This window comes from Bacillus sp. BML-BC051 (assembly GCF_019656175.1).
In the GTDB taxonomy this organism is placed as follows: Bacteria; Bacillota; Bacilli; order Bacillales; family Bacillaceae_G; genus Bacillus_A; species Bacillus_A mobilis.
In genome coordinates this window covers 41,288-60,429 of record NZ_BPLI01000013.1, presented here as the reverse complement: position 1 = coordinate 60,429, position 19,142 = coordinate 41,288, and the positions used below count along the sequence as shown (strand labels likewise).

The following is a 19,142-nucleotide window of genomic DNA, read 5'->3' as shown; positions in this document are numbered from 1 at the left end:
TAAAAATTAATTAATTTTTAAAATATAAGTCTAGGAATATTTGAATAAATCTAAATTATCGTGTAGAATAATGTTGTAAAATGTAAACGTTTTTCTAAGGGGAGGCTAAAAAAATGGTAGTAGCATACAAACATGAGCCATTTACAGATTTTTCAGTGGAGGCTAACAAATTAGCGTTTGAAGAAGGTTTAAAGAAAGTAGAATCTTATCTTGGACAAGACTATCCATTAATTATTGGGGGAGAAAAAATCACTACAGAAGACAAAATTGTTTCTGTAAACCCTGCAAATAAAGAGGAACTTGTTGGTCGCGTTTCAAAAGCAAGCCGTGAGTTAGCTGAAAAAGCAATGCAAGTAGCGGATGAAACATTCCAAACTTGGAGAAAATCAAAGCCAGAAATGCGTGCAGACATTTTATTCCGCGCTGCAGCAATCGTTCGTCGCAGAAAGCATGAATTCTCTGCTATTCTTGTAAAAGAAGCAGGTAAACCATGGAATGAGGCAGATGCTGATACAGCAGAAGCAATCGACTTTATGGAATATTATGGTCGTCAAATGTTAAAATTAAAAGACGGTATTCCAGTAGAAAGCCGTCCAATTGAATATAATCGTTTCTCTTACATTCCATTAGGAGTAGGTGTTATCATTTCTCCTTGGAACTTCCCATTCGCAATTATGGCAGGTATGACAACAGCTGCTTTAGTTTCTGGTAACACAGTATTACTAAAACCAGCTAGTACAACTCCTGTAGTAGCAGCGAAATTCATGGAAGTATTAGAAGAAGCTGGCTTACCAGCTGGCGTAGTAAACTTCGTTCCAGGTAATGGTTCTGAAGTTGGTGACTACTTAGTAGATCACCCTCGTACACGTTTCGTGAGCTTCACTGGATCTCGTGATGTAGGTATCCGTATTTATGAACGTGCAGCGAAAGTAAACCCAGGCCAAATTTGGTTAAAACGCGTTATCGCTGAAATGGGTGGTAAAGATACAATTGTTGTTGATAAAGAAGCAGATCTTGAATTAGCAGCTAAATCTATCGTTGCATCAGCATTCGGATTCTCAGGACAAAAATGTTCTGCATGTTCTCGTGCAGTAATCCATGAAGATGTATACGATTACGTATTAAATCGTGCTGTTGAATTAACGAAAGAATTAACAGTTGCTAACCCAGCTGTATTAGGTACAAACATGGGTCCTGTTAATGACCAAGCTGCATTCGATAAAGTAATGAGCTATGTTGCAATTGGTAAAGAAGAAGGTAGAATCTTAGCAGGTGGCGAAGGAGACGATTCTAAAGGCTGGTTCATCCAACCAACAATCGTTGCTGACGTTGCAGAAGATGCTCGCTTAATGAAAGAAGAAATCTTCGGACCAGTAGTAGCATTCTGTAAAGCAAAAGACTTTGATCATGCACTAGCAATTGCAAACAATACAGAATACGGTTTAACAGGTGCTGTTGTTACTAATAACCGTGACCATATTGAAAAAGCACGTGAAGAATTCCATGTGGGTAACTTATACTTTAACCGTGGATGTACTGGTGCAATCGTAGGTTACCAACCATTCGGTGGCTTTAACATGTCTGGTACAGACTCTAAAGCTGGTGGCCCTGACTACTTAGCACTTCACATGCAAGCAAAAACTACTTCTGAAACTTTATAAGAAATAGTAGGAGAGATCTTCGCAGTCTGCGAAGATCTCTTTTTTTTTTTGAAAAACTTTCTATATGTGGATTAAGATAGATATACTTAGAAAAACTAATAAGGTAATAAGGTTTACTTCAGTAAATAAGATATATTATATTTGTTGAATAGATTCTCTTTAAGGACAAGAAAAGTAGGTGAACAAAGTGGGAAAATATCAATTGGATTACAAGAGTCAGGTAGCTGTGGCAAAGTTTCATGAAAAACAGACGCCTGCCAAATTTGATAAAAAGCAGCAAATTGAAAATTTGCGTGCGGAGTATTTGAAAAAGAAGCAAAAACAAACAGATAAATAATATGTTACGTTTTTGATAGGAGAAACCAGTTCTAATTACCACATATTACCTTTTGGTAATTAGAACTAGCTAAACCCTATTAATATCGGGATAAACATGTAAATAGAAACAAAACAACGAGAAAAGTTGACTTATTAGTCATATTTTTTAGTATTCATTTTAAGGATTTCCTGTATAATACAATTTGAAAGAAAATCTATGGTTTGACAAGAAACACTCTTTTCGGTTTTGCTCACTGAAGGGAGTGTTTTTTTGTAGCCAAAAACTCCTCTGTACTCATTACATTTGCATATACTCCATTTAAACTAGCCAAAATTGTGTTATGAATATAAACGGCTGGTATCGTAGCATTCTTAAAAGAAAGATCTTTTGTAGCACAAGCGTCATGTATAACGGTACATGGAAAGCCGAAATCAAAAGCAGCCCTTACGGTAGCATCAATGCACATATGGGTCATCATCCCGCATATGACGACGTGCTCAATATCTAAACGTTGTAATCGTTCTAGAAGATCGGTTTCGCGAAAACTATTTGGATAATGTTTGAGTATAACGGTTTCTTCTCTAAGTGGGCGTACGCTTTCATGAATATGTACACCTTCTGTATTGGGTAGGAAAAAAGTAGCGTCATCTTTAATTGCTACATGTTGGATATGAAAAATAGGTTCGTTTTTCTTTCTAAAGAATTGTAGTAACTGACTAGCATATTCGCTTGCTTCTACTGGATTACGCAATTCCATTTTTCCATGTGGAAAATAATCATTTTGAATATCAACGAGTAAAAGAGCTGTTTTCATATATTTATCTTCCTCCGATTTCATATTCAAATAATGGTATTCAATTTATCCGACATTAACGGGCAGTAAAACTCCCACCTCAAAATTCGGCTGGAGCAAAGAAGTTAGGTGGGAGATCAACTGTCCGTAAATGTCCGATTGGTGAGGGCTGATAATCAGTGGGGGATGAACAAAACCCCCACTGATTATAGTTTCACTTTATAGAGAGGATTCTCCTTTTAAAAAATATGAGGGAAGGGAATTTAACATAACTTTAAAAATTACTATTGTATGTGATTTTTTATTTGAAAATTTTAATAGAGAAATAATTAATATTTTTCTAAAAAATGTATTGACTCTTATTATTCTGAGTTCTATAATGAGAATTAATTAAACGACAATTAAATCGATACATTCTTATCCAGAGAGGTGGAGGGACTGGCCCTACGATACCTCAGCAACGGGTTTTTTAATACCGTGCTAACTCCAGCAAGCCTATAAAGGCTTGGAAGATGAGAAGATGTGAACGAGTACATATAAGTGCTCTCCTTCTTATCTTTATGGTTGATAAGAAGGAGAGCACTTTTTATTTTACCTCGAAAGCTCTACTTCAAGGTTTTACAGCGTATAGGAGGGGAAAAAATGATTTCTTTTAACAATGTAAGTAAAGTATATGAATCAGGTGGGCAATCAGTTCATGCGGTGGAGGACGTAACATTATCCGTTAAGAAAGGTGAAATTTTCGGTATTATCGGTTTTAGTGGTGCTGGAAAGAGTACATTGTTACGATTAGTAAATATGTTAGAAAGACCAACAGCGGGAACGATTTCAATAGATGATAAAGATATTACATCGTTATCGACGAAAGAATTACGGAAGCTAAGACAAAGAATCGGGATGATTTTTCAAAGTTTTAATTTATTTAATTCAAGAACAGTGTTTGGAAATATTGCTTATCCATTAAAATTAGCGAAAGTACCAAAGAATGAGATAAAAGAAAGAGTAAATGAACTGCTGAAGTTTGTAGGATTAGAAGATAAAGCAGACTATTATCCAGAGCAACTATCGGGTGGTCAAAAACAACGTGTTGGTATTGCAAGAGCACTTGCAACATCACCGGATATTCTTATATGTGATGAGGCAACATCAGCTTTAGATCCAGAAACAACGACAGAGATATTAAACTTATTAAGGAAAGTTAATCGAGAATACAATGTAACAATTCTTCTTATTACACATGAAATGCACGTTGTGAAAGAAGTATGTCATCGTGTAGCTGTTATGGAGAAGGGGAAAGTTATTGAAGAAGGAAAACTGTTTGACGTTTTCACACAACCGAAAACAAAGACGACTCAAAACTTTGTACGTTCTATTATTAATGATCATTTACCAGAAAGTGTTCTAGCGAAAATTCAAAACGGAGGACAGATTTATCGCTTAACATTTACTGGTGAGGAGACAGGGCAACCAGTACTATCATATATCGCAAAAAACTATAACGTCGATGTAAACGTGCTTTATGGAAATATTATTGAACTTCAAAATGTGCTATTTGGAAATCTACTTGTAGAACTGCAAGGTGAGCAAAAAGAAATTCAAAAAGCATTACAACATCTAAGACTGCAAGTGCAGCTGAAGGAGGTAGAAGCTCATGCGAGTTGATTGGAGTATATTTTGGCCCCGCATAGTAGATGCGACGGGGGATACCCTCTTAATGGTAATTGTAACCCTTATATTCGCTACAATTCTTGGTATACCTCTAGGTTTACTATTATATGTAACGAGAAAAGGGAACTTTTTAGAAAATAAATGGGTCTTTTCTATTCTTAATATCATTATTAACACAATTCGTCCGGTTCCATTCATTATCTTCTTAGTAGCTTTAAGCCCACTAACAAGAAGTGTTATCGGAACGACGATTGGAACAGCAGCAGCAATCTTTCCGATGACGTTAGTTGCATCAATTGGTATTGCTAGAATGGTTGAAACAAATCTTGTTTCAGTTCCAAAGGGAGTCATTGAAGCAGCTCAAGCGATGGGGGCTTCACCAATTAGAATTGTTTTTGAAATCCTTGTGCCAGAAGCGTTAGCGCCATTGATTTTAGGTGTTACGTTTATGACAGTTGGTTTAATTGAATTTTCTGCAGTTGCTGGGCTTGTCGGTGGTGGCGGTCTTGGTGACTTGGCAATGACATATGGTTATCAACGTTTTGATACATCAGTTATGTTCGTAACGGTCGTTTTACTTATTATTCTCGTACAGGTAGCTCAAAACTTAGGGAACTACTTTGCGAAAGTCTTTTTACGCAGATCATAAAAGGGAAGAGGGGAAAAAGAAATGAAGAAAATTTTAGCATTTGCATTATCAACAATTGTAGGGATTTCAGCGTTAAGCGGCTGCTCGGATGCAGGAGCAAAAGAGAAAACAGTTCGCATTGGTGTAACTGGAACGGATGGAAACGCTTGGGAAATTGTAAAGGGAAAAGCTGAAAAAGAAGGGATTAAAGTTAAACTGATTGAGTTCTCTGATTACACAACGCCGAATAAAGCGTTAGCTGATGGAGATATTGAACTAAACTCATTCCAGCACGTTGCTTTCTTAGAGCAATTTAAAAAAGAGCATAAGTTAGATATTACAGCTGTCGGTACAACGCAAATTGCGCCAATGGGCTTATACTCTGAAAAACATAAGAAAGCAAGTGAAATCCCAGATGGTTCAGAAATTGCGATTCCAAATGATCCAACGAACCAAGCTCGTGCATTAAAACTTCTTGATGCAGCAGGTTTATTAAAGCTTAAGAAAGACTTTGGTTTATTCGGAGATCCAAGCGGCATTGCTGAAAATCCGAAGAAGTTAAAAATTACACCGGTTATCGCCCAGCAAACACCTCGTGTATTAAAAGATGTTGCAGCCTCAGTTATTAATAACGGTGTTGCTGGTCAAGCTGGATTAGATCCAGCGAAGGATCCAATTTTCTTAGAAGATCCAAAGAATGAAAATGCGAAGCCATATATTAATATTTTCGCAGCTCGTACGAAAGATAAAGATGATCCAACACTGAAAAAAGTAATTGAACTCTATCATTCAAAAGAAGTAACAGATGCAATTAAGAAAGAAACAAATGATGGTTCCATTTCAGTAGATCTTTCACTTGAGGAGCTTGAAAAAATCGTAAAATAATTATCGGGTTTAACGATTAATAGTAGGAACCCCTCCGCTGTTAGCTCGTTCAACATATAATCTACTTAACAAACAAAACCCTAATTCTGTACCTTCCAATTTTGTATAATGTAGAATCCAATGTTTGTTAAGTAGAGTGATGGACCAGGAGTTTTCCTGGTCTTTTTTTATGAATGAAAGTAGCTAGCGAATAGTAAAGTAATCCAAATTATAAAAGGATAAGAAAATAAGCTGAAAATGAGTGTAATTATAAATTGTTTTTTATGAATGAGGTGTTTTTCGAATGAAAAAAAGAAAATAGAAAAGATCATAATGAAAGCTGCCGATATTACGCCAGGGTTATAGGAACGGTAAATGAAAAACAAAATAATATGTTGAACGGAGTTGAAGAATATAGCCCCTTGTATAAAAATAACCCAGTATATAGAAGACAAGAAGTTTAGTTGATATAGAAAGACGATAAGTAAGACAAAGATTGTTAATGCGGAAATGGCAATGAAAAATTGTTGGCTTGTTATAAAATGAATTGAAAATTGATTAGCAAGATATTGTGGCATTTGGAAAGATTCTTCTAGGTTATGAATGAAAAATAACAAGGGAATAATCCAAAGCATAATAGTGGAATGTTTTTTCAACAACTTAGATCACTCCAATATGGAGATAGAAAGCCTACAAAGGCCCTCTATCCAGAGATGCTCATTCAATTATGATACTTTTTAAAGTATCTTTATGATGCTCTTGTTCTTGGGGATAAGCAGCTAGCTCCTCTTGTAAAATATTTAACATTTGCTTAGCTGATTGCTGAATTGGGGCAGGTAATTCTTCTAATATATTCATACCGACTTTTATTTTTGCATGAATCACCTTTCTTAGTAGTTCCTCACGCATGCACTACACCTCCAAACCGAATGTTTAGTACATCATCTTCGAATTTTGCTCCTTGAATAGAAAGGTGTGTTAAAGTTTTGGGTAATGTGATGTTCCGCTTAACGGAACCAGCACGAATGATAAGCTCATCACCTTTTTGATTTAATGCAAGTTCACTTTTGTTAGAGAAGGGAATGGACAGAACGAAAATATATTCATCACCATCTTTTTTTACATATTGAGTGCGACCGTTAAATTTCACTTCCGTAGGAGAAGAATCTGATTTAAATAAAGCATCTCCTACACGCTCTAACATAGACAAACCAACAACTTCTTGTTCAAACATAGGGGCTTCGTAAATAGGAAGTGGATCAAAACTATTTTGAATTAATGTTTTATATTTCTTTTGAGTATCTTTCCATGCTTGAAAATAAGGATCGGTGACAGTGTTAGGGATGACGCGGTTGATCATAATCGCATCTACGTTATAATCATATAAGTTTAAATAAGTAAAGCTACGCTGAGCTTCTTTAATGACCATCTTTTCGGGATTTACAACGATGCGGATACTTGTTGCGTCTCGGTTTGATAAAATATCTCTCATTTCCCCAAGCTGTTCAAGTGTACTCGTTAATTCGTCCATAATATCATCGGTTGGAAGGGGGACACCAAGAAGTGGTTGAGCTACAGGACGAACAACTTTTAAAACTTTTCTTTTAATAGGAAAGAGTTTTTCCATCCACCAGCCGAGCATGTCTGGAAAGCTGAGCATTGCTAATGTCTCTCCTGTTGGAGCACAATCAATAATGATGACGTCGTAAGTGTTTTGTTTATAGTAATCGAGTACGCGAAGTAAGCTAATTAAATCTTCCATACCAGGGAACATTGTTAATTCTTCTGTTGTAATATCATCAGCTGCTTTGGAAGTGAAGAGTAGTGTAATATATTTCTGTAATTTTCCCCAGCCTTTTTCCATCTCATAAATTGTATTAATTTCTTGTGCCCACAAATTTTTACGAATTTCTAGTGGCTCAGAAGATAACTTTATACCAAATGAATCTCCTAAACTATGGGCTGGGTCTGTGCTCATTACTAATGTTTTTAATCCCTGTTTTGCGCTTTGAAGTGCTGTTGCTGCTGAAATGCTAGTTTTCCCTACGCCGCCTTTACCTGTATACAAAATAATTCTCATCATTCTATCCCCTTTGTTTCGAATGTCGAATATTACGAGTAACGAAATAATTTTTTGAATAAAAACCCTAATAGGGTTTTTATTCAATCGGAATGTTTTTCATTTTAGGTGTAGAAACCTTTTCTTCAGTTTTTTGCTGTGACGTAGCAATGTGATTCATAATCTTTTGGAATATTTGTAGTAAGAATGCTTTTTCTTCTTCTGATAATGCTTCTGTCACTAGGTTAAAGTAATGGGCTGCATTTTGTTTTACTTCTTGAACGAGCATTACACCGTCTTCTGTTAAACGAATTAATACAATGCGTCGGTCGTTTTCATCACGGTACCTTTCAATATATCCCTTTTTTACGAGGCGATTTACAACACCTGTCGTTGTACTCATCGGTATATCGAGAAGGTCAGCGATTTTTGTCATTGTAATATCTGTATTTCGTTCCATCCAAAGTAAACAAAATACTTCTGTCTTAGAAAGTGTTAAATCTAGGCTTACCCATTCCTCAGGATAGAAAAGTTTCTTGGCGTTATCTAGCAGTAAGTCTAAAAAATGTTCGTATTGCAACAATTAATTCCACTCCCGTATATTTCGAGGTTCGTAATATTTGTTTTTATTTTATGTAGAATTGAAATAAATGTCAATGTTTTTAACTGTTTTTTCAGATTAGACAGAAAACTAACTTTAAAATAGTATTATTTTATGATAGATTTATAAATATAAAACTAGAATTTACATAAAAATCCATCATGATAAATATACTTATCTATAATGGATGTACAGCTAACGAGGGGGAGAACGATGAGAAGACGTAATACGCAAGCGTTCACGTTTTTAGCATGGACTTCATTTGTTTGCGCGCTTTCAGGTATGCTAATTGGAATTTATACGTTAGATGAAACGCTTAGTGTAAAAGGATATTATTTAATTGGAACATTATTTTTAACGATGTCTTGTTTTGTATTACAAAAAACAATTCGTGATAATGAAGAAGATAACGAGAGATTTCCGAAAAATAAACCGTTAGATAAAGAGTAAATTGTAAAGAAAGGCGTTTGCCTTTCTTTTTTTATGTAAAAATGCCGTAAGTGCCGTGTGTTGACTTGCTTGAAGTACTGAAAATTTGGTATCATCAATAGTATTGTAGATTGAACGATATATTATGGAGGTGGCCTAGCCGTGTCAAGAATTTCCGTTGAGAATGTAAAGCACGTAGCACATTTAGCACGTCTTGCAATTACTGATCAAGAAGCTGAAAAATTTCAAAAACAACTAGATGCAATTGTTACATTTGCAGAACAGTTAAATGAATTAGATACAACTGATGTAAAACCAACAACTCATGTATTAACTATGAAAAATGTTATGCGTGAAGATGTACCAGAAAAAGGTTTACCAGTTGAAGAAGTATTAAAAAATGCACCGGATCACAAAGATAATCAAATCCGTGTTCCAGCAGTATTAGAATAGAGGAGGGGAATTTCGATGTCATTATTTGATCATTCCGTATCAGAGTTACATAAGAAATTAAACAACAAAGAAATTTCCGTTACGGATTTAGTAGAAGAATCTTACAAACGTATTGCGGATGTTGAAGATAACGTAAAAGCTTTTCTTACATTAGATGAAGAAAACGCACGCGCGAAAGCGAAAGAATTAGACGCAAAAATTGGTGCTGAAGATAATGGTTTATTATTCGGTATGCCAATTGGTGTAAAAGATAACATTGTAACTAACGGTCTTCGTACAACTTGTGCGAGTAAAATGTTAGCAAACTTTGATCCGATTTATGATGCAACAGTTGTGCAAAAGCTAAAAGCTGCTGACACAGTTACAATCGGTAAATTAAATATGGACGAGTTCGCAATGGGTTCTTCAAATGAAAACTCAGGTTTCTACGCTACGAAAAATCCATGGAACTTAGATTACGTTCCAGGCGGATCTAGTGGTGGTTCTGCAGCAGCTGTAGCAGCAGGAGAAGTATTATTCTCTCTAGGTTCTGATACGGGTGGTTCTATCCGTCAGCCAGCTGCATATTGCGGCGTTGTAGGTTTAAAACCAACTTACGGACGTGTATCTCGTTACGGATTAGTTGCATTCGCATCTTCACTTGACCAAATCGGACCGATTACACGTACAGTAGAAGATAATGCATACTTATTACAAGCTATTTCAGGTATTGACCGTATGGATGCAACTTCTGCAAACGTTGAAGTAGGAAACTACTTAGCTGGTTTAACAGGCGACGTTAAAGGTTTACGTATTGCTGTACCGAAAGAATACTTAGGAGAAGGTGTTGGCGAAGAAGCTCGTGAGTCAGTACTAGCTGCTTTAAAAGTATTAGAAGGTATGGGCGCAACTTGGGAGGAAGTATCTCTTCCACACTCTAAATACGCTCTAGCAACGTATTACTTATTATCTTCTTCTGAAGCATCTGCTAACCTTTCACGCTTTGATGGCGTACGTTACGGTGTTCGTTCTGATAATGTAAATAATTTATTAGATCTTTACAAAAACACACGTAGCGAAGGTTTCGGTGATGAAGTAAAACGTCGTATTATGCTTGGTACATTTGCACTTAGCTCTGGTTACTATGATGCATATTACAAGAAAGCACAACAAGTACGTACATTAATTAAAAACGACTTTGAAAATGTATTTGCTAACTACGATGTTATTATTGGACCAACAACGCCAACTCCGGCATTTAAAGTGGGCGAAAAAGTTGATGATCCAATGACAATGTATGCAAACGACATTTTAACCATCCCAGTAAACTTAGCGGGTGTTCCAGCTATTTCTGTTCCATGTGGATTCGGTGCTAACAACATGCCACTTGGTCTACAAATCATTGGTAAACACTTCGATGAAGCGACAATTTACCGCGTTGCACATGCGTTTGAGCAAGCAACAGACTATCATACAAAAAAAGCAAGTCTGTAAGGAGGCGAGCATAGATGAATTTAGAAACAATTATTGGTTTAGAGGTTCACGTTGAGTTAAAAACAAATTCGAAAATTTTCTCTGCGAGTCCAACAGAATTCGGAGCGGAGCCAAATACACAAACAAGTGTAATTGACTTAGGATACCCAGGGGTACTTCCTACTTTAAATAAAGAAGCAGTTAACTTTGCAATGAAAGCTGCAATGGCATTAAACTGTGAAATCGCAACGGAAACGAAGTTCGACCGTAAAAACTATTTCTACCCAGATAATCCGAAAGCTTACCAAATTTCTCAATTCGATAAGCCAATTGGTGAAAATGGTTGGATTGAAATTGAAGTAGACGGTAAAAAGAAACGTATCGGTATTACACGTCTTCATTTAGAAGAAGATGCTGGTAAATCAACGCATACAGCTGATGGTTCATTAGTAGACTACAACCGTCAAGGTATGCCTTTAATCGAGATCGTATCTGAGCCAGATATGCGTACGCCAGAAGAAGCATATGCATACTTAGAGAAGTTAAAATCAATCATTCAATACACTGGCGTATCTGATTGTAAGATGGAAGAAGGTTCCTTGCGTTGTGATGCGAACATTTCCCTTCGTCCAGTTGGACAAGAGAAGTTCGGTACAAAAGCGGAACTGAAAAACTTAAACTCATTCACTTACGTACAAAAAGGTCTTGAGCACGAGCAAGTGCGTCAAGAGAAAGAATTGTTATCTGGTGGTATCATCCAACAAGAAACACGTCGTTATGATGAAGCAACGAAGAAAACAATCTTAATGCGTGTGAAAGAGGGATCTGACGATTATCGTTACTTCCCAGAGCCAGACTTAGTTGAACTTTACATCGATGATGAGTGGAAAGAAGAAATTCGTGCTTCGATTCCAGAACTTCCAGATGCACGTAAAGCTCGCTACGTTGCAGAAATTGGCTTACCGGCTTATGATGCACACGTATTAACATTAACGAAAGAAATGTCTGATTTCTTTGAGGCAACTGTTGCAGACGGTGCTGATGCGAAATTAACATCAAACTGGTTAATGGGTGAAGTGCTTGCATACTTAAACAAGCAACAAAAAGAATTAAAAGACGTTGCATTAACGCCTGCTGGTTTATCTAAAATGGTTCAATTAATTGAAAAAGGTACAATTTCTTCTAAAATCGCGAAGAAAGTATTTAACGAATTAATTGAAAAAGGTGGAGACCCAGAAGAAATCGTTAAAGCGAAAGGTCTTGTTCAAATTTCTGACGAGGGTACACTTCGTAAAGTTGTTACAGAAATTCTTGATAATAATGAGCAATCTATCGAAGACTTTAAAAACGGTAAAGACCGTGCAATTGGCTTCTTAGTTGGTCAAATTATGAAGGCCACAAAAGGACAAGCAAATCCACCGCTTGTTAACAAAATCTTACTTGAAGAGATTAATAAGCGATAATAGTAATAACTTTTAAAGATTAAGCAGAAAAACACCCGTACATGGGTGTTTTTCTAGGTTAATCAAACGTTTGTTTAAATGAGAGAAGATCGTTTAAACAAACGTTTGATTAACTGTCAAAAGTGGAAAAATGTTTGTATAGCAACTATGGTATGATAGTTGCAAAAAGGTGGGAATAATGATAAATCTAGACATAGAGGTTTTTTTCATCTCATGAAATAATAGATAATCATTATTCGTTATATGTAAATTGTTGTGAGGAAATAGATGGACATAAAATTTTTGTCAAATAAAACAAAACCATTGAAATGAATATTTACTTTTGATGGACTACACGAATCGGGTTCTTACTGCCTGTTTGAGCGAGATAAAAGAAGGATAGGAAGATGAGAGGAGGTAGGCATGGGAATACTGAATAGAAGTTCGGTATGTTCTTTTTCGATACATAAAGAAATTTCCTGTGCTAATAAATGATGAAGCGAGCAAGAATTATTTATAATCCTACTTCTGGGCGCGAGCTATTTAAGAAGAGCTTACCGGAAGTATTACAAAAATTAGAACAAGCTGGATATGAAGCGTCTTGTCATGCGACAACTGGTCCTGGAGATGCGACTGTGGCAGCGAGGCAAGCTGCGGATCGTAAATTTGATGTTGTTATCGCAGCTGGTGGTGATGGTACATTAAATGAAGTGGTGAACGGTTTAGTAGGACATGAACATCGTCCGAAGTTTGGAATTATTCCAGTTGGAACGACAAATGATTTTGCACGTGCGATCGGTGTACCTCGTGCTATTGAAGAGGCTGCGGATATTATTTGTGAAGGGAAAACAGTTCCGTTAGATCTTGGTAGAGCGAATGATACATATTTCATTAATATCGCTGGTGGCGGCCGTATTACAGAATTAACATATGAAGTACCTAGTAAGCTAAAGACAGTATTAGGCCAACTTGCTTACTATTTAAAAGGAATCGAAATGTTACCATCATTACATCCAACATATGTTGAAATTGAGTATGATGGAAAGTTGCTACAAGAAGAAATTACGATGTTTTTAATTACGAATACTCGTTCAGTGGGCGGCTTTGAAAAGGTAGCACCATATGCATCAATTAACGATGGATTATTTGATTTATTAGTACTGAAAAAAGGTTCTATCGCTGACTTAATTAAAGCTGCAACACAAGCACAGCGTGGTGAACATATTAACAATCCAAAAGTGCTATACACACAAGCAAATCGAATTAAAGTGCATTCACCAGATAAACTAATGATTAATTTAGATGGTGAATACGGTGGAGATGCACCGATGGAATTCGAAAATATATATCATTGTCTCGAACTATTTGTTCCTGAACATCAAGAGGATGCCCTATAAAGGCATCCTTTTTATTATATAGAGGAATTGTAAATTGGAAGTTAGTTTGATTTTTATGGTATTTTTACAATTCGTTTATGTTATATCCATACTTTATTGCTACACTGTAGGAGATAAGAAACGAGAGGTAGGATGCTATGGAGAAGGTAAAAGCAATACTATTTGATAAAGACGGGACGTTAATGGATTTTCACTCAATTTGGATAAAAGTAGCTGAAGAACTGGTGGCAGAATGTATAAGTTTATATCAACTTCCAAAGTCAATGCAGCCTACTTTATTAAAAGAGATCGGTGTAGATGGGGTATTTGTGAACCCTCGTAGCGCAATAGCGGCAGGAACAAGCCTTGATGTTGCAAAAGGGCTTTGTAAGTATATTACGTCATCTAAGGAAGAAGAGATGCATGAGTGGGTAAGTGAAAAATTATTTTCCCTTATGTACGAGCACCGTTCCTATATGAGAATGACGGCGGATTTACCGAGAATTTTACAAAGTTTAAAGGATAAAGGATTTATTTTAGGTGTTGTTACAGCTGATGATTTCGCACCGACGGAATTATTTTTAAAACAGTATCAATTAGAGTCTTATTTTGATTATGTTGTAGCTTCAGATACGTTTCCGGCACAAAAACCAGATAAAAGAATTGTAGAGTCGTTTTGTGAAAGGTTTCATTTAGAGGCGTGTGAAGTAGCCGTCGTTGGGGATACTCCAACTGATTTGCATTTAGCGAAAAATGGCGGTGATTGCTATGCGATTGGAGTACTATCTGGTACAGGAGATCGTCAAACGTTAGAACCACTTGCTGATTTAGTAGTACAATCTGTTGGGGAGTTTATTTCTCATTCGGGTGAGTTCATTTGGGAACAAGGAAAGTCTAATGTGTAAGAAAAATAAGTCTATAAGGACTCTTGATGAGTCTTTATAGACTTATTTTTTATGTCGACATAGAAGGTATGTAGGATGAATGCTGGAAAAGAATGTTGGCATACATTTTGCAATGAAAAAAGAAAACAATGTAAAGAAAAGGATGGGGTACGTAATGAACACAAAAAAATTTGCTAAAGTAAATGAAAAAATTCCTGGACCGAAAGCAGCGTCTTTATTAGAACGCCGCCAAAATATAGTACCAAAAGGAGTAAGTAACGGCATCCCAACGTTTGTACAATCTGCAAATGGTGCTCTTGTAACAGATGTTGATGGCAATCAGTACATTGATTTCGCCGGAGCAATCGGAACAATTAACGTAGGACATTGTCATCCAGCTGTGAAAGAAGCGCTTCATAAACAAGTAGATCAATACATTCATACTGGATTTAATGTCATGATGTATGAGCCATATATTGAATTAGCAGAAAAACTTGCGGCATTAGCGCCAGGAAGTTTTGATAAGCAAGTACTATTTTTAAATAGTGGTGCAGAAGCGGTTGAAAATGCGGTGAAAATCGCTCGTAAATATACAAAAAGACCTGGTATTATCGCATTTTCTAAAGGGTTCCATGGGCGTACATTAATGACAATGACGATGACAAGTAAAGTAAAGCCATATAAATTTGGATTTGGCCCATTTGCTCCAGAAGTATATAAAGCGCCGTTTCCGTACGAATATCGCCGTCCAGAAGGATTAACGGAAGAGCAGTACGATGACTTTATGATTGAAGAGTTTAAGAATTTCTTCATATCAGAAGTAGCACCAGAAACAATTGCAGCCGTTGTAATGGAACCTGTTCAAGGGGAAGGCGGATTTATCGTTCCAAGTAAGAAGTTTGTGCAAGAAGTAAGCAATATTTGTTCAGAACACGGCATCTTATTTGTAGCGGATGAAATTCAAACAGGATTTAGTCGTACGGGAAAATACTTTGCCATTGATCATTATGATGTCGTTCCAGATTTAATTACGGTATCTAAATCATTAGGTGCTGGTGTACCGATTAGTGGTGTTATTGGGCGCAAGGAAATTATGAATGAGTCTGCGCCGGGAGAGCTTGGTGGAACGTATGCAGGAAGCCCACTAGGATGTGCAGCAGCGTTAGCAGTACTTGATGTAATAGAAAAAGAGAATTTAAATGATAGAGCGATAGAATTAGGAAAAGTCGTAATGAACCGATTCGAAGAGATGAAAAATAAATATAATTGCATCGGTGATGTGCGTGGTTTAGGAGCGATGTGTGCATTCGAGCTCGTTCAAGATCGTAAGACGAAAGCACCTGATAAAACGTTAACAGCTAACTTGTGCGCAGAAGCAAACAAACGCGGATTACTTCTACTATCAGCAGGGACATACGGTAATGTTATTCGTGTGTTAATGCCATTAGTTATTACAGATGAGCAACTTGAAGAAGGATTAACAATCATTGAAGAATCATTGCAAGTCTGTTATGAGAAAGCAAATACTGCGCATGTTTAAAAGCTAAATAATAAATCGCAAACATTCTAGCTGACTCTATATAAAATGCAGAAAATTCACTTTATAATAAAGGTAGTGAAGTGAATCGATGGATTGGAAGTTAGGGGTGGCTAGGATGGTTGCAGAAAAGGAACGAATGTTAATGGATTTACAAGATGTATTTGAATATGCGTTTGACGAAATTTTTGTAACTGACGAAAAGGGAATCGTTGTGCGTGTAAATAGTACATGTGAAGGGCACTATCAATTAGCTGCTAAAGAGTTAGTAGGTAAGCATGTAAAAGAATTGCAGAAGGATGGTATCTTTTATCCATCGGCAACGTTAGAAGTAATTGAAAAAAAGAGGCCGATTGAACTCGTTCAAACGACAAAATCAGGAGAGTATTTACACGTTCGTACAAGGCCTGTTTTTGACGATGAGGGAAATTTAAGAAGAGTAATTAGTTATTCTCGTGATCTTACAGAACTCTACCAATTACGTCAAAAGGTAGAGGAAATGGATAATCAGTTAAAAACATATAAAAAAGAATTAAGAGAAACGTATGAGCATGAAGGACTTATTTTTAAAAGTATCGCTATGCAAAAAATAGTCGAGACAATCAAGAAAGTATCCGTGGTAGATAGTACAGTTCTCGTTTTAGGCGAGACAGGAGTAGGGAAGAGTCGATTAGTACGTCATTTACATGAAGTGAGTAACCGGAAGAATGAAAGTTTCTATGAAATTAACTGTGCGGCATTGCCAACGAATTTAATTGAATCAGAGCTTTTTGGATACTCAGGTGGATCTTTTACAGGTGCGAATCGTGAAGGGAAAAAGGGATTATTAGAGTCAGCGCATAGAGGAACTCTTTTCTTAGATGAAATTGGCGAAATGCCGCTTGAAATTCAGGCGAAGCTTTTGCAAGTGTTGCAAGAAAAAACGTTTCGCCCTATAGGCGGAAGGGAATTAAAAAAGGTGGACGTTAGAATTGTAGCGGCAACAAATCGGGATTTAAGTATGATGGTGAAACAAGGAACATTCCGGAAAGATTTATATTATCGTCTGAATGTCATTCCAATTGTAATTCCGCCACTCCGGGAAAGAACCGAAGACATTTTGCCACTCATTTATCATTATTTACAGCACTTTAACGAGAAATATGGCCGGAATGTAAAATTAGCACCTAGCACATTGCAAATGTTTGTTAGTTACCCGTGGGAAGGAAATAATAGAGAGATTGAAAATGTGATTGAGCGAATTGTTATAACTGCTGACGATATCGTTACGATAGAAGATTTGCCAATAGCGATGCAAGAATCAACGGTTGAACAGTCCGGTCAAAGTCTCTATAAAATGTTAGAAGAAGTAGAACGGAATATTATTTTGAAGGCGTATAAAACATATGGGTCGAGTTATAAAGTAGCGGAGTTTTTAAAAATAAGTCAATCTGCTGCCACTAGGAAAATAAAGAAACTTATAGAGGAGGAAGAAAACATTGGATAAAAAAGCGACGTTTGTAAATGTAGAGAAAAAGGCGATGTATATAAATGGTGAGTGGATTACGTTGCAAGAACAAATCGAAATAAATAATCCAGCAACGAAGGAAATATTTGCGACGGTACCAAAGGGTGGGGTAACAGAGGCAAAGCAAGCTGTTGATGCGGCCCATGAAGCTTTTAAATCATGGTCTAAGTTAACAGCAGCAGACCGTGCAGTGAAGTTGAAAAAATGGTTCACACTTATTGATGAAAATAAGGAAGAGATTGCAGCAATCATGACAAGAGAACAAGGAAAGCCGTTTGCAGAAGCACTTGGTGAAGTGAATTATGCAAATAGCTTTGTTGAATGGTATGCAGAAGAAGGAAAACGCGTATACGGTGAAATGATTCCTGCTTCTCATCCGAATAAACGTATTTTAGTTATGAAGCAACCAGTTGGAGTTATGGCAGCTATTACACCTTGGAATTTCCCGGCTGCTATGATTACGAGAAAGGTAGCTCCGGCGCTTGCAGCAGGATGTACAGCGGTTGTAAAACCTGCAAGTCAAACGCCGTTAACTGCGTTAAAATTAGCTGAATTAGCTCATGAAGCGGATATTCCAAAAGGCGTAATAAATATTGTAACAGGCAGTGCGAAAGCAATTGCTGATACGTGGATGGAAGATGGACGTGTTCGAAAGGTTTCCTTTACAGGATCAACGGAAATTGGGAAAGAATTAATGGCCAGTGCTGCACAAACGATGAAAAAGGTTTCACTTGAGTTAGGTGGTCACGCACCGTTTATTGTTATGAATGATGCGGACTTAGATAAAGCGGTAGAGGCGGTAATCGGTTCGAAATTCCGTAACGCAGGACAAACGTGTATATGTACAAACCGAGTATTTGTTCAGGAAGAAGTGTACGAAGCATTTGTAGAGAAGTTCCAAAAGGCAGTAGGGCAGTTGAAAGTAGGGGATGGTTTCGGTGACGGAACGACTGTAGGACCACTTATTGACGAGAATGCAGTTTCGAAAGTACAGGAACATATTGAAGATGCTATTCAAAAGGGGGGAACAGTTTTATTTGGTGGCCAAAAGGTTGCGGAGTTAGATGGACACTTTATGCAACCAACTGTAATTGGATTGGCGAACGATACGATGCTTTGTATGAATGAAGAAACATTCGGACCAGTGGCGCCAGTTGCGAAATTTAAAACGGTTGAAGAAGTAATTGAACGTGCAAATCATACACCATATGGATTGGCTGCTTATATTTTCACAAAAGATATTAGTCAAGCATTCCAAATTAGCGAAGCATTAGAGTACGGCATTATCGGATTAAATGATGGACTTCCATCAGTTGCACAAGCACCATTCGGTGGCTTTAAAGAAAGTGGTATTGGCCGTGAAGGAGGCCATTTCGGTATCGAGGAATATTTAGAAATTAAATATATTTCATTAGGACTATAAGTAGTATACTAGAATCTCTATAAGGTAACAGAGAAGGAGATTCTAG

General features: G+C 36.8%; 19 protein-coding genes and 1 riboswitch. Of the genes, 14 read left to right on the top strand and 5 right to left on the bottom strand.

The window, feature by feature from the left end; translation table 11 throughout:
• The first annotated feature begins 113 nt into the window (after window positions 1-113).
• Both pruA and K5S59_RS05855 read left to right on the top strand, forming a co-directional pair.
• Complete coding sequence (pruA, locus tag K5S59_RS05860) at window positions 114-1,661, top strand: L-glutamate gamma-semialdehyde dehydrogenase (protein WP_000259558.1); 1,548 nt, start codon at window positions 114-116, stop codon at window positions 1,659-1,661.
• Between the two features lie 187 nt (window positions 1,662-1,848).
• Entirely contained in the window at window positions 1,849-1,998 is a 150-nt protein-coding gene (locus K5S59_RS05855) for a hypothetical protein (RefSeq protein WP_000521652.1), read from the top strand.
• Between the two features lie 232 nt (window positions 1,999-2,230).
• On the opposite strand, the gene K5S59_RS05850 is transcribed toward K5S59_RS05855, so the two are convergent.
• Window positions 2,231-2,794, bottom strand: coding sequence for a cysteine hydrolase family protein (locus tag K5S59_RS05850; protein ID WP_097844158.1), 564 nt, complete (start codon window positions 2,792-2,794; stop codon window positions 2,231-2,233).
• Between the two features lie 393 nt (window positions 2,795-3,187).
• Window positions 3,188-3,292, top strand: a riboswitch (SAM riboswitch).
• A gap of 123 nt (window positions 3,293-3,415) precedes the next feature.
• Between K5S59_RS05850 and K5S59_RS05845 the strand changes: the two genes are divergently transcribed.
• From K5S59_RS05845 to K5S59_RS05835, 3 genes are read left to right on the top strand one after another with little or no spacing between them, the layout of a single operon-like run.
• Window positions 3,416-4,435, top strand: a complete 1,020-nt coding sequence (locus K5S59_RS05845; protein ID WP_000622990.1) for a methionine ABC transporter ATP-binding protein — start codon at window positions 3,416-3,418, stop codon at window positions 4,433-4,435.
• Window positions 4,425-5,090, top strand: a complete 666-nt coding sequence (locus K5S59_RS05840; protein ID WP_001261881.1) for a methionine ABC transporter permease — start codon at window positions 4,425-4,427, stop codon at window positions 5,088-5,090. Before K5S59_RS05845 ends, K5S59_RS05840 begins: the two co-directional genes overlap by 11 nt.
• A gap of 21 nt (window positions 5,091-5,111) precedes the next feature.
• Window positions 5,112-5,954, top strand: coding sequence for a MetQ/NlpA family ABC transporter substrate-binding protein (locus tag K5S59_RS05835; protein WP_000721611.1), 843 nt, complete (start codon window positions 5,112-5,114; stop codon window positions 5,952-5,954).
• 167 nt (window positions 5,955-6,121) lie between these two features.
• Here the strand turns inward: K5S59_RS05835 and K5S59_RS05830 are convergent, their stop codons facing one another.
• The 4 genes from K5S59_RS05830 to K5S59_RS05815 all read right to left on the bottom strand — a co-directional run bounded on the left by K5S59_RS05830 (window position 6,122) and on the right by K5S59_RS05815 (window position 8,575).
• Entirely contained in the window at window positions 6,122-6,592 is a 471-nt protein-coding gene (locus K5S59_RS05830; RefSeq protein WP_097844157.1) for an HXXEE domain-containing protein, read from the bottom strand.
• Between the two features lie 58 nt (window positions 6,593-6,650).
• The gene (locus K5S59_RS05825) at window positions 6,651-6,842 is read right to left on the bottom strand and encodes a DUF3926 domain-containing protein (RefSeq protein ID WP_001206439.1); all 192 of its coding nucleotides are present in this window, start codon (window positions 6,840-6,842) and stop codon (window positions 6,651-6,653) included.
• Complete coding sequence (locus K5S59_RS05820) at window positions 6,835-8,016, bottom strand: ArsA family ATPase (RefSeq protein ID WP_098258340.1); 1,182 nt, start codon at window positions 8,014-8,016, stop codon at window positions 6,835-6,837. The genes K5S59_RS05825 and K5S59_RS05820 overlap by 8 nt, the downstream gene beginning before the upstream one ends.
• 76 nt (window positions 8,017-8,092) lie before the next feature.
• The gene (locus tag K5S59_RS05815; RefSeq protein ID WP_000942464.1) at window positions 8,093-8,575 is read right to left on the bottom strand and encodes a MarR family winged helix-turn-helix transcriptional regulator; all 483 of its coding nucleotides are present in this window, start codon (window positions 8,573-8,575) and stop codon (window positions 8,093-8,095) included.
• Window positions 8,576-8,806: 231 nt separating this feature from the next.
• Here K5S59_RS05815 and K5S59_RS05810 point away from each other — a divergent pair, with 231 nt between their 5' ends.
• The 9 genes from K5S59_RS05810 (at window position 8,807) to gabD (ending at window position 19,096) form a co-directional block, all read left to right on the top strand.
• Complete coding sequence (locus K5S59_RS05810) at window positions 8,807-9,043, top strand: YiaA/YiaB family inner membrane protein (RefSeq protein WP_001254393.1); 237 nt, start codon at window positions 8,807-8,809, stop codon at window positions 9,041-9,043.
• A 141-nt stretch (window positions 9,044-9,184) separates the two neighbouring features.
• Window positions 9,185-9,475 carry an Asp-tRNA(Asn)/Glu-tRNA(Gln) amidotransferase subunit GatC gene (gene gatC, locus K5S59_RS05805; RefSeq protein WP_000086999.1) on the top strand — a complete coding sequence of 97 codons (291 nt, stop codon included), beginning with the start codon at window positions 9,185-9,187 and terminating at the stop codon, window positions 9,473-9,475.
• A 15-nt stretch (window positions 9,476-9,490) separates the two neighbouring features.
• Window positions 9,491-10,948: an Asp-tRNA(Asn)/Glu-tRNA(Gln) amidotransferase subunit GatA gene (gatA, locus tag K5S59_RS05800; RefSeq protein ID WP_000051449.1), complete on the top strand. Its 1,458-nt coding sequence runs from the start codon at window positions 9,491-9,493 to the stop codon at window positions 10,946-10,948.
• Window positions 10,949-10,962: 14 nt separating this feature from the next.
• Window positions 10,963-12,390, top strand: a complete 1,428-nt coding sequence (gatB, locus tag K5S59_RS05795) for an Asp-tRNA(Asn)/Glu-tRNA(Gln) amidotransferase subunit GatB (protein ID WP_046958896.1) — start codon at window positions 10,963-10,965, stop codon at window positions 12,388-12,390.
• 470 nt (window positions 12,391-12,860) lie between these two features.
• Complete coding sequence (locus K5S59_RS05790) at window positions 12,861-13,766, top strand: diacylglycerol kinase (protein WP_000977668.1); 906 nt, start codon at window positions 12,861-12,863, stop codon at window positions 13,764-13,766.
• Window positions 13,767-13,903: 137 nt separating this feature from the next.
• Entirely contained in the window at window positions 13,904-14,650 is a 747-nt protein-coding gene (locus tag K5S59_RS05785) for an HAD family hydrolase (RefSeq protein WP_000416673.1), read from the top strand.
• Between the two features lie 154 nt (window positions 14,651-14,804).
• On the top strand, window positions 14,805-16,169 hold the full coding sequence (gene gabT, locus K5S59_RS05780; RefSeq protein ID WP_174718021.1) for a 4-aminobutyrate--2-oxoglutarate transaminase: 1,365 nt from the start codon (window positions 14,805-14,807) through the stop codon (window positions 16,167-16,169).
• Between the two features lie 115 nt (window positions 16,170-16,284).
• Window positions 16,285-17,652, top strand: coding sequence for a sigma-54 interaction domain-containing protein (locus K5S59_RS05775; RefSeq protein ID WP_000225128.1), 1,368 nt, complete (start codon window positions 16,285-16,287; stop codon window positions 17,650-17,652).
• Window positions 17,645-19,096: an NADP-dependent succinate-semialdehyde dehydrogenase gene (gene gabD / locus K5S59_RS05770; protein ID WP_000358097.1), complete on the top strand. Its 1,452-nt coding sequence runs from the start codon at window positions 17,645-17,647 to the stop codon at window positions 19,094-19,096. Before K5S59_RS05775 ends, gabD begins: the two co-directional genes overlap by 8 nt.
• Window positions 19,097-19,142 lie beyond the last annotated feature (46 nt).

Bases quoted from the DNA above. Each gene is read 5' to 3' on its own strand.
- K5S59_RS05790 (WP_000977668.1), top strand. From the start codon at position 12,861: ATGATGAAGCGAGCAAGAATTATTTATAATCCTACTTCTGGGCGCGAG.
- K5S59_RS05850 (WP_097844158.1), bottom strand. From the start codon at position 2,794: ATGAAAACAGCTCTTTTACTCGTTGATATTCAAAATGATTATTTTCCA.
- gabT (WP_174718021.1), top strand. From the start codon at position 14,805: ATGAACACAAAAAAATTTGCTAAAGTAAATGAAAAAATTCCTGGACCG.
- K5S59_RS05845 (WP_000622990.1), top strand. From the start codon at position 3,416: ATGATTTCTTTTAACAATGTAAGTAAAGTATATGAATCAGGTGGGCAA.
- K5S59_RS05825 (WP_001206439.1), bottom strand. From the start codon at position 6,842: ATGCGTGAGGAACTACTAAGAAAGGTGATTCATGCAAAAATAAAAGTC.
- K5S59_RS05820 (WP_098258340.1), bottom strand. From the start codon at position 8,016: ATGATGAGAATTATTTTGTATACAGGTAAAGGCGGCGTAGGGAAAACT.
- K5S59_RS05835 (WP_000721611.1), top strand. From the start codon at position 5,112: ATGAAGAAAATTTTAGCATTTGCATTATCAACAATTGTAGGGATTTCA.
- K5S59_RS05775 (WP_000225128.1), top strand. From the start codon at position 16,285: ATGGTTGCAGAAAAGGAACGAATGTTAATGGATTTACAAGATGTATTT.
- K5S59_RS05810 (WP_001254393.1), top strand. From the start codon at position 8,807: ATGAGAAGACGTAATACGCAAGCGTTCACGTTTTTAGCATGGACTTCA.
- pruA (WP_000259558.1), top strand. From the start codon at position 114: ATGGTAGTAGCATACAAACATGAGCCATTTACAGATTTTTCAGTGGAG.
- K5S59_RS05840 (WP_001261881.1), top strand. From the start codon at position 4,425: ATGCGAGTTGATTGGAGTATATTTTGGCCCCGCATAGTAGATGCGACG.
- gatA (WP_000051449.1), top strand. From the start codon at position 9,491: ATGTCATTATTTGATCATTCCGTATCAGAGTTACATAAGAAATTAAAC.
- gatB (WP_046958896.1), top strand. From the start codon at position 10,963: ATGAATTTAGAAACAATTATTGGTTTAGAGGTTCACGTTGAGTTAAAA.
- K5S59_RS05785 (WP_000416673.1), top strand. From the start codon at position 13,904: ATGGAGAAGGTAAAAGCAATACTATTTGATAAAGACGGGACGTTAATG.